This window comes from Streptomyces sp. NBC_00080, from assembly GCF_045041255.1.
Taxonomy (GTDB): domain Bacteria; phylum Actinomycetota; class Actinomycetes; order Streptomycetales; family Streptomycetaceae; genus Streptomyces; species Streptomyces coriariae.
The window spans coordinates 1,234,925-1,248,663 of the sequence record NZ_CP108235.1 but is presented as its reverse complement, the minus strand read 5'-3'; the positions used below and the strand labels follow the sequence as shown (position 1 = coordinate 1,248,663).

The window sequence follows — 13,739 nt, the reverse complement described above, 5'->3', positions numbered from 1 at the left end:
CCAACCACTTTGCGGACACGACCTAGGACCGGTCCCGGTGGCTGGTGTCGCACCAGGGATAGCGGCGGCTGCGCCGGCAGGTGCACAGGGCGACCCGGAAGCGGTCGGAGGCGACCGTGGTGCCGTCCTCCAGTTCCACCTCGACCGGTCCCTCGACGAGCAGGGGGCCCCGGCGCTGGACGGTGATCCGACAGGGCCTGTCAGCTGGGGAGTTCGGCACGGACGACCACCAGTTCCTCGTTCTCGTCGTCGGCGGACAGCAGACCCCGCTCCCGCAGCCAGTCCCTGCGCTCGCGCAGGACGGGGCCGAAGGGAATGCGGCGGCGTCGCGTCACGGACGCCTTGAGGCCGGACGCGCGCAGGACCGTCAGGGTGCTCGCGGGATCGCTGAGCGCGGAGTGGACCATCAGCAGCACGCCACCGGGCCGCAACAGCGGGGGCGCCTCGAGGCAGATCCGGTCGAGCAGGAGCCTGCCGTCACCGCCGCCGTCCCAGGCCCGGGCCGTCCCGCGGCCCCCGCGGTGGCCGGCCGGCGCGGGCACGTACGGCGGGTTGGTCAGGATCAGGTCGAAGGACTGGCCGTACACCGGGGCGAAGAGGTTGCCGCGGTGCACGCGCACCGGGAGCCGTTCCCGCCAGGCGTTGAGGCGGGCGGAGTAGACCGCGCGCCAGGACACGTCGACCGCGGTGACCCGCGTGCCGCGCCGTGCGGCCTCCAGCGCCAGCGCGCCGGTGCCGGTGCCCACGTCGAGGACGTCGGAGCCCGGGAGCAGCGGTTCTTCGGACAGTGCCCCGGCCAGCAGGGCGGTGTCCTCCTGAGGGGCGTACACGCCCGGGAGTACGAGAGGGTTCACGCCGACCAAGTACCCAGACAATCAGGAAATATGGGCTTTTTCCTGATCGGGGAGTGGGGTACGCAGGGAGGACTCTCCCGAGCGCCAGGCGCTGAGCAGGCGGGCGGCGAGGCGGTCCTCCAGGTGCCCGGTGGCCCCGAGGCCGAAGGTGATGTCGGGGGCCAGGTGCGGTTCCTCGTCCAGCAGACCGCCGATGACGTCATGGCGTACCACCTGCTCGTGCACGGCGTCGGCCTCGACGTGCTCGTCGTAGAAGTGCACGGCGGCGGGCCCGGCGTCCGCGCGGCGCATCGCCTGCGCGAGCCGCCGGGAACCGGGCGAGGAGGTGATCTCGACCGCCGCGAAGTGGCCCACGAGGGCGCCCCTGAGGGCCCGGTGCAGGCCGAAGAGCGACATCAGGTTGACCGTGGCCAGCGTCTCGGCGCACGCGGCGTCCAGATAGCGGCCGTAGGTGGTGTCCAGGCCCAGGTCCGTCATCAGGTCCGCGAACAGCCGTGCGTGGACGCGGTCGGGGCGGCCGCCGCCCCACTCGTCGAACTCCACCGCCGCCATCGCCGCCTTGGCCCGGCCCCACAGCCTCGGCAGCACCCACGCGTGCGGGTCCGCCTCCTTGAGGTGGTAGAGGGACCGCTGGGCCGCGTACTCGCGAAGCTGCCACAACTCGCCCTCGGCCGCGAGGAAATGACTGACGCCCGAGCCCTCGACGGGCTCGACGAGAAGCTCCGCGAGCGCGTCCTCCACGGAGTCGTGGACCGGTGTGTCCTCGCGCAGGGCGGTCAGAAAGCGGTGCTCCAGCGCGGCCCGCACCCGCAGCAGACCGGGATCCCACTCCCGGTCCGGGGCCACCCCCGCGAATCCCCGGTAGTGCAGCTCGTAGCAGAGGTACAGGGCCAGCTGGAGGTCGTCGCCGTACGCGGACGCGAGCGCCACCGTCTCCGCCGCCGGAAGCGCGTCCGAGCCCGCCAGATATCCGCGGACGGCCGCGGACACCGGGCCCCGGGCGGCCGGCAGCTGTGGTCCATGGGGGTCGTGTGCCATGCGCGCCGGGTACCCCACGGAGGCCGGACCACCCGCCGGGGCCCACACGACGTGGAGCGACACTCCGTAACTCCGCACCCGGCGGCCCTGCGGCCCGGCGACACTCCGTATCCGGCGGCCCTGCGGTCCCTTGGCTGGGGCTCGCGCCAGGGGGCGGCGTGGGGTCAGCGTGCTCGGTCCGTGGCGGGTTCTTCCGGTGGGCGCCGCGAGGCGGTTCCGGACGGTGTCCGGGCAGGGGAGGGGACGTGTTGGGTGAGGCGCAGGGGTACCGGCTCCAGGGGTGCCTCCTCCTCGTTGTCGGTGAGCCGGCCGGCCTCGGCCCACCAGGCCGGGCCGTCCTCCATGTGCCGCAGCATGACGCCCTCGCGGATCGCCCACGGGCATACGGTGACCGAGGTCAGTCCGGTGAGCTTCATCGCGGTGTGCCCGATCACCGCGCCGGCCAGGCTCTGCGCGGCGCGCGGCGCGGAGATCCCGGGCAGCCGGGCGCGTTCGGCGGCGGGCAGGGCGGCCAGGGTGGCGATGGCTTCGCGCAGGTCGCCGCGGCGCAGGGTGCGGTCCATGAAGGGGCCGTGCCGTCCGGGGGCGGCCCCGCACAGCCGGCCGAGCTGCTGGAAGGTGCGGGAGGTGGCCACCGCCGTACGCGGACCCTCCCAGCGGACCCGGGCCGCCACGTCCCTGAGCTGGTGGCGGATCCTGCGCCGCGCCGCACGGAGGGCTTCGGGGGAGGGCGGGTCGTGGTCCGCGAAGAAGTCGTGGGTGAGCCGGCCCGCCCCCAGGGGGAGTGAGGCCACGAAGTCCGGCAACCGGCCCCGGCCGAAGGCCACTTCGAAAGAGCCGCCGCCGATGTCCAGCAGGGCGAGCGGGCCGCAGCGCCAGCCCATCCAGCGGCGGGCCCCGAGGAACGTCAGCTCGGCCTCCACCTCCCCCGGCAGGGTGCACAGCGCCACGCCGGTCCGGGACCGGACCGCGCGCAGGACCTCGCGCCGGTTGGGGGCCGCGCGCACGACGGCGGTCGCGAAGGCGAGCGGGCCGGCCGCACCCCAGCGGTCCGCGGTCCGGGCCGCCGCGGCGACCGCTCGGACGAGGCGTTCCACGGCCTCCTCCGGGATGGGGTCACCGGGCGCGACCTGCTCGGCCAGCCGCAACCGCCACTTGGCCGTGTGGACCGGCAGAGGGACCCCGCCCGCCGCGTCCGCCACCACCAGCCGCACGGTGTTCGAGCCCACGTCGAGCACGCTGATTCTCATGGACCGCGAGTACCCAGGGCTAAACCTGCGGGCGCCCGCCCTTGCGGGCACGACACAGAGGAGCCGCCGTCCCTCGCGGACGGCGGCCCCTCTCCCCGGCGCGGCGGGTGGCGGGCCCGTCACATGTGGACCACCGGTGCCGCGTCCGCGTCCTGCTGCGGCACCCCGCGGCGGAAGAGCAGGAACGCGATGACCGCGCCCGCGGCGAAGAAGACGGCCGACCACCAGAAGGCGGTGGTGTAGCTCTCGATGGTCGCCTGCGCCTGGACCAGCTGGTTCGCCGGGTTCTTTCCGACCAGGTAGTCGGCGGCGGCGCTCGCGGCCAGGGTGTTCAGCAGGGCCGTGCCGATCGAACCGCCCACCTGCTGCATGGCGTTGACCGTGGCGGAGGCCACGCCCGCGTCCTCGGCGGCGACCCCGCCGGTGGCCATCTGCATGGCGGGCGGCATGACCAGACCGAGGCCGATACCGGTGATGACCAACTGCGGCAGCACCGCGCTCAGGTAGTGGGAGCCGACGCCGATCCCGGTCAGCCAGGCCATGCCCACCGCGGCGATCGCGAAGCCCAGCGGGATGACCGCCTTCGGGCCCAGGCGCGGCACCAGGGCCGTGGTGCCGATCTGCGCCGCCACCATGAGCGCCCCCACCATCGGCAGGAACGCCACACCCGTCTTCGTCGGGCTGAAGCCCAGGTTCAGCTGGAGGTAGTAGGTGAGGAAGAGGAACACGCCGAACATGCCGGCGCCGGAGATCAGCACGGCCAGGAAGGAGGCCGCCCGGTTGCGGTCGAGGAGGATGCGCAGCGGCAGCAGCGGGTGCGCGGCCCGGGTCTGCCACCAGGTGAAGGCCGCGAGCAGCGCCCCGCCCGCGAGCAGGAAGCCCCAGGTCTGCGGCGAGTCCCAGTCGTGGGTCTCCGCGTTGGAGAAGCCGTACACCAGGGAGAACAGACCGGCGGCGACCAGGACCGTACCCGGCACGTCCAGCTTGGAGTTCTCGGCGTCACGGTGGTTGGACAGCAGCAGCCAGCCGCCCGCGAAGGCGACGACGGCGATGGCCACGTTGACGTACAGCGTCCAGCGCCAGTCGAGCGCGTCGGTCAGGATGCCGCCGAGGAGCAGGCCCACCGCGCCGCCCGCGCCGGCGATGGCGCCGTAGACGCTGAACGCCTTGGCGCGTTCCTTGGCGTCGGTGAACGTGGTGTTGAGCAGCGAGAGCGCGGCGGGAGCGAGGAGCGCGCCGAAGGCGCCCTGGAGCGCGCGGGCGGTGACCAGCATCTCGAAGTTGGTCGCGGCACCGCCGAGGGCGGAGACGGCGGCGAAGCCGACGACCCCGATCAGGAAGGCCGTCTTACGGCCGAAGAGGTCGGCTATCCGGCCGCCTAGCAGCAACAGGGAGGCGAACGCCAGCGCGTACGCGGTGACGATCCATTGCCGGTTGCCGTCGGAGAAACCGAGGTCGGCCTGGGCCGAGGGCAGGGCGATGTTCACGATGGTGGCGTCCAGCACCACCATCAACTGGGCCAGGGCGACGACCGCGAGGATCCACCACTTCTTGGCGGACGCTGCGGACGGCCCCTGGTCGGCGCCCGTGCGGGTGCCGTCCGTCAAGGTCTTCGGAGACATGGGGAACCACTCCAGGGACGTGAGGGCAAAGGCCACGTAAACGAAACTGTTTCGTACACCTGGAGGCTAGACCAGTTTCTGCGAAACGGCAAAGTTTCGCTAGTGGCGGCCGCGTCGGGGGCGGGGCCGGTGTGTGGGTGGGTGGGTCCGGGGCCTCAGGCCAGCTGCCGCCGCACCAACTCGTGCAGCCTTCCGCCGGTGTCCGCGAGAAGCTGGGCGGGCGGGCCCTGCTGGGCGACCTTGCCGTTCTCCATCACCACGACCCGGTCGGCGTCCATCACCGTCGACAGGCGGTGCGCGATGACGACCCGGGTGGCGTTGAGCTTGCGGGTGCTCTCGATGACCGTGCGCTGGGTCTCGTTGTCGAGGGCGCTGGTCGCCTCGTCGAAGAACAGGATGCGCGGCCGGCGGATCAGCGCCTGGGCGATCATCAGGCGCTGACGCTGGCCGCCCGAGACCGACCCGCTGCCCGAGACGATCGTGTGCAGTCCCATCGGCATGCGCTTGATGTCCTCGGCGAGGCCGGCCAGCTCGGCGGCCGCCATCGCCTCCTCCGGCGTGTAGGCCTCGGTGCCGCAGATGACGTCCAGCAGGGAGCCGGTGAACGGCTGGGCGTGCTGGAGCACCACCCCGCACTGCCGGCGAACCGCCGACTGGTCGAGGGCCGCCAGGTCCTGGCCGTCGTACAGCACACTGCCCGAGACCGGCTTGTCGAAGCCGATGAGCAGCCGGAGCAGCGTCGACTTCCCGCAGCCGCTCGGGCCGACGATCGCCACGAACTCGCCCGGCCGCACCTCGAAGGAGACGTCGTCGAGGACGAGGGGACCGTCGTCGGAGTAGCGGAAGGACAGCCGGCGGGCCTCCAGCGCGCCGGTCAGCGGGCCGGGGCGGGTGTTCGCCGTGCGGACCTCCGGCGTCGCCTCCAGCACCGGCCGGATCTCCTCGAACAGCGGCAGCGCGGCCACCGCCGAGACGAACGCGCCGGTCAACGAGGTCACCGAGGTGAGCAGCATCGTCATCGACGTGTTGAAGGTGAGGAAGTCCGCCGCCGACAGCGCACCCCGCGCCGGACCGGCCAGCAGCATGAACATCAGCAGGGAACACAGCGGCAGATACACCGAACCCAGCACCGTGTTGAGGTTCTTGATCCGGCCGAGGCGCTGCTGGAGCTCCCGGCTGCGCGCGAACTGTGCCGCCCAGGCCGCGTACGCGTAGTTCTCGGCGGCCGCCACCCGCAGCTTCGGCAGTCCGCGCAGGGTCTGGAAAGCCTGGTTGTTGAGCTTGTTGGAGAGCACCACGAGCCGTCGCTGCCAGCGCACCTGCCACAGCCCGAGCGCCAGGAACACGGAGGCGATGACGACCAGCATGCCGATCGCGGCGAGGGCCATCGGCACGCTGTACCAGAGCAGCAGCCCCAGGTTCATCGCACCGATGGTGACGGACTGCGCGACCGAGGGACCGAGTCCCGCCAGCAGCCGGCGGATCGCGCTGATGCCCATCGCGGCACTCGCCAGCTCGCCCGTCGAACGCTCGGCGAAGAACTTCGTCGGCAGCCTGAGCAGCCGGTCCCACACCGCCGGCTGGAGCGTCGCCTCGATCCGGCCCTCCAGCCGCAGCATGGTCAGGTTCTGCAGCAGCATGAACGCCGCCGCCACCACGCCGCTGACCATCACCGCCAGACACACCTGCACGATCAGCCCCTGCTGGGCCTTCGGCACGTACTCGCCGAGCACCTTGCCGGTCGCGATCGGCACCAGCGCCCCGATCACCACCGTCACCAGCCCGCTCAGCAGCAGGTTCGTCAGGTCCCCCGCCGTGCCCCGCATGCTGAAGCGCAGCAGCCCGAGGGGGCCGAGGCCCTGTTCCGGCAGCGGGCGGTAGAACATGACCGCACGCGGCTCGAACTCCTCCGCGTTTGCCTTCTCGACCGGGGTCTCCCGCCCGGTCGCCGGGTGCACGGCGACATAGCCGCCGCGCCGCCACAGCAGCGCGACCGGCGCCCCGGACAGGGCCCGGTGCCCGACCAGCGGCCCCACGTCGTCCCGCCACCAGTGGCCGTCCAGACGTACGGCCCGCGCGCGCACCCGCGAGGCCAGAGCGACCCGCTCCACCGGGTCCAGCCGGTCGCTGTCGGCGCCCATCTGCGAGGGTTCGGCCAGGGTGATCCCGGCGGCCCGGGCGACGAGCCCGCACGCCGCGTAGGTGGCGTCGGTGTCGGCGGCCGTGGCGCGCTTGTCCGTGCCCCTGCCGTTCCTGTCGCCCCGGCCGCTCTTGCCGATCGACGCGAGCAGAGTCCGGTCGGCCTGGGCGCGCACCGCCTCGCCGGCCTTGATCCCGGCGGCCGTGCGGGTCTCGTGAGTGTGCTCGAGCTGCTCGATCCAGCGGTCGAGCGTGGTCAGCAGCCGGAACTGCTGGTCGACCATGCTCTGCCACACCGCAGGGTCCATCAGCAGGTCGGCGGTCGCCTCCGCGCCGTACAACGAGCCGTACTGCACGCTGCCCGGCGGCACCTGCATCCAGAACACGTCGTCGTCCTCCCCCATGCTCGAATTCGCTCGCACGGGGGCACCCCCAACTCCGGCGGCCCCTTCGGTGGCCATCGGCGCCTGGAAGAGGATCGACAGACCGCGGCCCACACCGAGGGCGAGCGCGTACTCCAGGGGGCTCGAAGTCGGCGGCACGTACTGGGGGTTGCCGTACTCGTCATAGGACCAGGTCTGGGTGTTCGCGGGCTGGTACAGCTCCCGCAGCCCGATGCGGTGCACGACGCAGTCGCGCAACGGGCGTGCGACGAGCGTGTGGTGGGGTCCGGTGACCGGACCGAGCAGCAGCGAGCCCGCCTCCAGCCGCCCCAAGTGGTGCCAGTGGCCCTGCTGTTCGGCGTCCACCGCGAACAGGTCCAGGGCGCCCGACGCGACCAGCCACAGCACCTGCGGCCCTTCCAGGTCGAGCCGGCTGAAGCCCGCGCAGTCGATCCGCGCGCCCAGCTGCCCCAGCGCGGCGAGCACGACGTCGCCTTCGGACACGGCAGTCATCTCATCGCTCCCTGACCAGCGCCGCGTACGAGCCGCCGCGCGCCACCAGTTCCTCGTGCCGCCCGCGCTCCACGACCGTGCCGTGCTGGAGTACGACGATCTCGTCGCTGTCGCGCACCGTGCTGAGCCGGTGGGCGATCACCACGCACGCGCAGCCGCGCCGGCGCAGGTTGTCCATCACCACCTGCTCCGTCTCCGCGTCCAGCGCGCTGGTCACCTCGTCCAGCACCAGGATGCTGGGTCGGCGCACCAACGCCCGCGCGATCTCCAGGCGCTGGCGCTGACCGCCGGAGAAGTTGCGGCCGTCCTGCTCGACCTTGCCGTGGATGCCGCCGGGCCGTCGGACGACCGTGTCGTAGAGCGCCGCGTCCCGGAGCGCGTCGACGACGGCGTCGTCCGGGATCGACGGGTCCCACAGCGCCACGTTGTCCCGCACCGAGCCCTCGAAGAGGAACACCTCCTGGTCGACGAAGGACACCGAGGAGGCGAGCGCCCCGCGCGGAATGTCCTCCAGGCGCTGCCCGTCGACCCGGATCACGCCCTCCCAGGGCGCGTACAGACCCGAGATCAGCCGGGACACCGTCGACTTGCCGCTTCCCGAACCACCGACCAGAGCCACCTGCTGTCCCGGTCCGACGGTCAGGTCGAAGCCGGTCAGCAGCGGCTTGTCCAGCGGGCTGTAACCGAAGGTGATGTTCTCCAGCTCGACATGACCGTGCAGCCGGCGCGTGGAGTCCCCGCCGGCGCGTCGGTCGTAGAGCGGGTCGGCGCGGAAGTTCTCCACGTCCTTCAGCCGGGCCACGTCCGCCGCGAAGTCCTGGATGCGGCCCGCGACCCCGTTGAGGCGGGTCAGCGGGGCGGTGAAACGGGTGACCAGAGCCTGGAAGGCGACCAGCAGACCCACCGAGATATGGCCCTCGATCGCCCGCATACCGCCGATCCACAGGATCAGCGCGCTGTTGAGCGTCGCGAGCGTCGGCGCGACCACGCCCAGCCAGGCGCTCGGCACCCCGAGCCGCTGCTGCTCCTCCAGCGTGGTGGCGTGCTGCCCGGCCCACTTGCGGAAGTACCCGTCCTCGCCGCCGGTCGCCTTCATCGTCTCGATCAACTGAAGCCCGGTGTAAGCCGTGTTGGTGAGCCGCGCGTTGTCCGCGCGCAGTTTCGCCGTCCGGGTCGCGCGCATCCGGATGACGATCCGCATGGCGACGATGTTCAGCAGCGCCACGCCGATCCCGACGGCCGTCAGCTGAGGGTCGTAGGTGTAGAGGAGGACGGCGTACAGGACGACGACGATCGCGTCCACGCCCGCCGACGCGAGGTCGCGGGCCAGTGTCTCGGCGACCGCGTCGTTCGACTGCAACCGCTGGACCAGGTCGGCCGGACTGCGCTGGGAGAAGAAGGTGACCGGCAGTCGCAGCAGATGGCGCAGGAAGCGGGCGCTGGAGAGGGTCGAGGAGATGATCCGGCCGTGGTGCAGGTTGGCCTGCTGGAGCCAGGTCAGAGCCACCGTGAGGGCCACACAGGTGCCCATCGAGACGAACAGCACGCCCAGCAGCGAGGTCTGCCGTCCGATCAGGAACATGTCGATGTAGGTCCGGCTGAGCGCCGGCACGGCCGCGCCCACCAGGACCAGCAGCAGGCTCGCCAGCACGGCTGCCGGCAGGGTGCCCGCGGTGCCCCGCAGCCGGGCCGGCATCGCGCCCAGCACACCCGGTCTGCGTCCGCCCCGTTCGAAGTCCTCGCCCGGCTCCAGCACCAGCACGACGCCGGTGAAGCTGCCGTCGAAGTCCTCGATCGGCACGAAACGCCGGCCCTTGCCTGGGTCGTTGATGTACACGCCCCGGCGGCCGAAGCGACGGCCGAGGCCCTCGTAGACGACGTAGTGGTTGAACTCCCAGAAGAGGATCGCGGGCGACCTGACTCCGGCGAGGGCCGCCAGGTCCATCTGCATGCCCTTGGCCGTGAGGCCGTAACTGCGGGCCGCCTTCAGCAGGTTGCTCGCCCGCGAGCCGTCACGGGAGACACCGCAGGCGATGCGCAGCTCCTCCAGCGGGATGTGCCGGCCGTAGTGCCCGAGGACCATGGCGAGCGAGGCCGCCCCGCACTCCACCGCCTCCATCTGGAGCACGGTGGGCGTGCGGACGGTCTTCGTCCGGCTCTTGGGAACCGTGCGTCGGGGCGGTGCGGCACGCCGCCGGGTCCGCGGCTGCTCGGTGGTGGTCACGGGAGCAGCCAATCGACGGGACGCTGGTCGGCCAGCCGGATCGAACCCGTGGCCATGGTCATGGAGGTGAGGGCGAACGGCGGCCCGTCCGCGGACGACCACCGGTAGCCGCTCTTCGTCGCCGAGGACCTGTCCAGGCGGACCAGGACCGCCACCGGGCGGCCGTCCTCGGTGAACTGCTCGCCCAGTTGGCTGTCGCCGAGGAACGCGGCGATCGCCTGCGCCGACTGGGCCGCGCGGTCCACCGACTTCACATGACCGCGCAGCACGCCGTACTCCTGCGAGGGCACGGTCTGCACGGTCAGGTCGACGGCCGCGCCGGAGGGGATGGAGGCGGCGTTCTCCGCGGGGACGTACACCGTGGCGTACAGCGGGTCGTCGGCGTCGGCGACCTTCTCGACGGCGGCGACGTTCGCGCCGGTGGAGATGATCTGACCGATGGTGGCGGCGAGTGCGGTGATCCGGCCCGCGGCGACCGTCCGCACCACGGCGTCGCCCTGCGCCGTACGCACCTTCAGCACGGGCGAGCCGGCGGCCAGCCGCTCGCCCTCCTTGGCCAGGACCGCGGTGACCTGGCCGGCGGCCGGGCTCTGCAGGATGTAGCTGCCCTCGCCGTGGGTGAGGACGGCGGGCGCGCTCACCGTGGAGGCGACCGAACCGGTCACCGCCCACACGGAGGCGGCCGCCATGACGGCCACGGTCACGGACAGCACCAGCCAGCCCTGGGGGCGCGCGAAACGCACCGGCAGGTCGAGTTCCTCCGGCGACTGGAGCTTGGCGAGGGCCTGTTGGCGGAACTGCACGGGCCTACCTAGGGAGTTTCAGGGCGCCGATGAGCCCCGGAGCCGGGTGACGGCTCCGGGACTCAAAGGGGTCACGAAAGGTGCGATCAGAGACCGGCGACCAGGTTGGTGACCGGGGCCGTGTTCAGGCCGGTGACACCCTCGACGGTGCCGACGGCCGTGTTGACCAGGCCGGAGACCGGGGCGATGCCGTCCACCAGGCCGGTGACGGTGCCGACGGCGTTCAGGGACAGACCGCCGGAGACGTTGTCCAGCTCGGCGTCGGAGATCTCGACGGTCTCAACCTGGGGGGTGGAGTTCATGGTGGAACTTCCCTTCACATGGATATCTCATAAGGGGGGAGCGGCCCCCTCTGGGGACAGATGACGGCCGCGAGCACGGGCACCGGGCACCCCGTCTCCGGGAGGCCGCGATGACCCTGCGGTGCGTTGGATCAAAGCAGGTCCGCGGCCGGCGCAGCCAATCAATCACCGCGTTCACCTGGGAACTTGTGTCACGGGAGCGTGAAACGGTGCAGGCGCGCCCACTGCTTGTAGGCGACTTCTTCACACCATGGGCGGGATCTGCTCGGATGAGCGTCCGGCGGTCTCGCGGCGAATCCGACACTCCCGTACCAAAGGCGTGGCGGGCGCCGGGCAGTTGTGCAGAACCCCTGCTCGCGGTGACCCGCTTGGGCATTCGATGTGCAGATTCTCTGAAGCGGGGATTCGGCCCGCGGATATGAACACGAAGTCACCACTCGACTCCGAGGCGTGTCGGTCCGTCGGGGGTCGGCCGACGGGGCGCATAGCTGACGCACAGATCCGCAACCGCTTTCGGTGGGCGGGCTTCATCGGTACCGCTCGGTTCAGGACATCCGAATCGGGCACCGCTCACCGGAACGAAGTCGGCCGCCATGCCGTCTTCCTTCGTCCGGGGTCTCGCGGACGGCCGGGGCGGCGAGCGCGGCCGTCCTGTCCGTGGCCGCCGCCGACAGCTCCCCCGGCAGTCCTCCGTCCTTCCGTGCCGACGCCCCTGACCAGGGAATACACCGAACCGGCGGGAGTCGTGGACAACTTCGGCGAACAGGCCCGGAGCGAGCCCCCGGAGCGCTGGAGCAGGCCGAAAGGATCTTGTCGGCTTCGGCGGTCGTCATCGCCATATGGGCGTTTGTTCCCGAGGTCGCGAGGTCGGACTCCGGTCATGGCCGATTCACGGTTGAGCAAAGGAAGTTGGCAAACGCGATTGAACGCACCCCTCGACCCCTGCGTACTCATGGCCAACCAGGCGCCGCTGTACGGAGCTGCCGAACCCCGGCAGCCAGACCCCGTCCCCCAGGAGGTCGAGTTTTTTGAGTCACAAGCGAGTTACGAAGCGCAAGGCCATCATCGCCGCAGGCGGTGTGGCTGCGCTCGGAGCGGCAGCCATCCTGCTTCCCCAGGCCAACGCCTCCCAGGACGGCGGTTCCGACAACGCCGCCACGGTGAAGACGCTCAAGGCGGGCGACGCCTCGGACCTCGCCGCACAGCTCGAGAAGCTGCTCGGTGACGCCTTCGCCGGCTCGTACTACGACAGCGAGGGCAAGCAGCTCGTCGTCAACGTCATCAGCGTCGAGGGCGATGACATCGACATCGACGGCGACGAGAACCAGGTCATCGTGCAGGCCAAGAAGGCGGGCGCCAAGATCCGCCAGGTCGACAACAGCACCGCCGAACTCGAGGCGGCCGCGAAGACGCTGAAGAAGGAAGCGACCATCCCGGGCACCGCCTGGGCCGTCGACCCCAAGACGAACAAGATCCTCGTCACCGCCGACTCCACGGTCACCGGCACCAAGTGGGACCAGATCGAGTCGACCGTCAAGACCCTCGGCACGGGCATGGCGACGATCCAGAAGTCGGCCGGCACCTTCACCACGAAGGTCGCCGGAGGCGACGCGATATTCGGCGGCGGGGCACGCTGTTCCCTCGGCTTCAACGTGACGGCCGGCGACGGCTCCCCGGCCTTCCTGACGGCCGGTCACTGCGGGGTCGCGGCCGAGAAGTGGTCCGACTCCGAGGACGGCGAGCCGATCGCGACCGTCGACCAGGCGACCTTCCCCGGGGACGGCGACTTCGCGCTCGTGAAGTACGACGACGCCGCCACCGTTGCCGCGAGCGAGGTCAACCTCGGCGACCAGACCCTCGCGATCACCGAGGCCGCCGAGGCGACGGTCGGCACGCAGGTCTTCCGGATGGGCAGCACCACCGGTCTCAACGACGGTCAGGTCCTCGCCCTCGACGCCACCGTGAACTACCCCGAGGGCACCGTCACGGGCCTCATCCAGACGGACGTCTGCGCCGAGCCCGGCGACAGCGGCGGCTCGCTCTTCACCCAGGAAGGCCAGGCGATCGGCCTGACCTCGGGTGGCAGCGGCGACTGCACCGTCGGTGGCGAGACCTTCTTCCAGCCGGTGACCACCGCGCTCGAGGCGGTCGGCGCGACCCTCGGCGACGGCGGCGTCGGCGCCGGTGACGCGGTCGGCGGCGAGGAAGCCGGCGCGGGCGCCGTGGACGAGAACGGTGACGGCATCGACGACCAGACCGGCGAGGCCATCGTGGGCGGCGGCGAGGAAGCCGGTGCCGGTGCGGTGGACGAGAACGGTGACGGCATCGACGACCAGACCGGCGAGGCCATCGTGGGCGGCGGCGAAGAGGCCGGTGCCGGTGCGGTGGACGAGAACGGTGACGGCATCGACGACCAGACCGGCGAGGCCATCGTCGGTGGCGCGGACGAGAACGCCGACGGCGGCGCGGACGAGAACGCAGGCGGCCACGACCAGAACGACGGCGCGGCGGACGGCTCGGGTGTGACCGAGTCGCACTGATCCGGCATCAGCTGAACGGTCCGACCCTCCGGCGGGGGTCGGACCGTTCCTGTCTGCGCCCGGCGACGGTG

Annotated in this window: 10 protein-coding genes; 1 reads left to right on the top strand and 9 read right to left on the bottom strand. The window is 71.7% G+C overall.

The features are described from left to right. Positions 1–22: 22 nt before the first annotated feature. The 9 genes from OHU34_RS05495 to OHU34_RS05455 all read right to left on the bottom strand — a co-directional run bounded on the left by OHU34_RS05495 (position 23) and on the right by OHU34_RS05455 (position 11,128). On the bottom strand, positions 23–220 hold the full coding sequence (locus tag OHU34_RS05495) for a CDGSH iron-sulfur domain-containing protein (RefSeq protein ID WP_142267442.1): 198 nt from the start codon (positions 218–220) through the stop codon (positions 23–25). Then, on the bottom strand, positions 201–863 hold the full coding sequence (locus OHU34_RS05490) for a HemK2/MTQ2 family protein methyltransferase (RefSeq protein WP_142268205.1): 663 nt from the start codon (positions 861–863) through the stop codon (positions 201–203). The genes OHU34_RS05495 and OHU34_RS05490 overlap by 20 nt, the downstream gene beginning before the upstream one ends. Before the next feature lie 12 nt (positions 864–875). Then, the gene (locus OHU34_RS05485) at positions 876–1,892 is read right to left on the bottom strand and encodes an iron-containing redox enzyme family protein (protein ID WP_230193958.1); all 1,017 of its coding nucleotides are present in this window, start codon (positions 1,890–1,892) and stop codon (positions 876–878) included. Positions 1,893–2,056: 164 nt separating this feature from the next. Then, on the bottom strand, positions 2,057–3,142 hold the full coding sequence (locus OHU34_RS05480) for a Ppx/GppA family phosphatase (RefSeq protein WP_142267444.1): 1,086 nt from the start codon (positions 3,140–3,142) through the stop codon (positions 2,057–2,059). 119 nt (positions 3,143–3,261) lie between these two features. Beyond that, positions 3,262–4,764, bottom strand: coding sequence for an MFS transporter (locus tag OHU34_RS05475; RefSeq protein WP_230193956.1), 1,503 nt, complete (start codon positions 4,762–4,764; stop codon positions 3,262–3,264). A gap of 155 nt (positions 4,765–4,919) precedes the next feature. Continuing rightward, positions 4,920–7,799: an NHLP bacteriocin export ABC transporter permease/ATPase subunit gene (locus tag OHU34_RS05470; RefSeq protein WP_405765093.1), complete on the bottom strand. Its 2,880-nt coding sequence runs from the start codon at positions 7,797–7,799 to the stop codon at positions 4,920–4,922. A 1-nt stretch (position 7,800) separates the two neighbouring features. Next, positions 7,801–10,023 (bottom strand): NHLP family bacteriocin export ABC transporter peptidase/permease/ATPase subunit, encoded by a 2,223-nt coding sequence (locus tag OHU34_RS05465; protein ID WP_142267447.1) that lies wholly within the window; start codon positions 10,021–10,023, stop codon positions 7,801–7,803. Continuing rightward, complete coding sequence (locus tag OHU34_RS05460; RefSeq protein WP_142267448.1) at positions 10,020–10,826, bottom strand: HlyD family efflux transporter periplasmic adaptor subunit; 807 nt, start codon at positions 10,824–10,826, stop codon at positions 10,020–10,022. The genes OHU34_RS05465 and OHU34_RS05460 overlap by 4 nt, the downstream gene beginning before the upstream one ends. Before the next feature lie 86 nt (positions 10,827–10,912). Then, entirely contained in the window at positions 10,913–11,128 is a 216-nt protein-coding gene (locus OHU34_RS05455) for a hypothetical protein (protein WP_020128984.1), read from the bottom strand. A gap of 1,028 nt (positions 11,129–12,156) precedes the next feature. Between OHU34_RS05455 and OHU34_RS05450 the strand changes: the two genes are divergently transcribed. Further along, positions 12,157–13,668, top strand: a complete 1,512-nt coding sequence (locus OHU34_RS05450; protein WP_142267449.1) for a S1 family peptidase — start codon at positions 12,157–12,159, stop codon at positions 13,666–13,668. Positions 13,669–13,739: the final 71 nt, after the last annotated feature.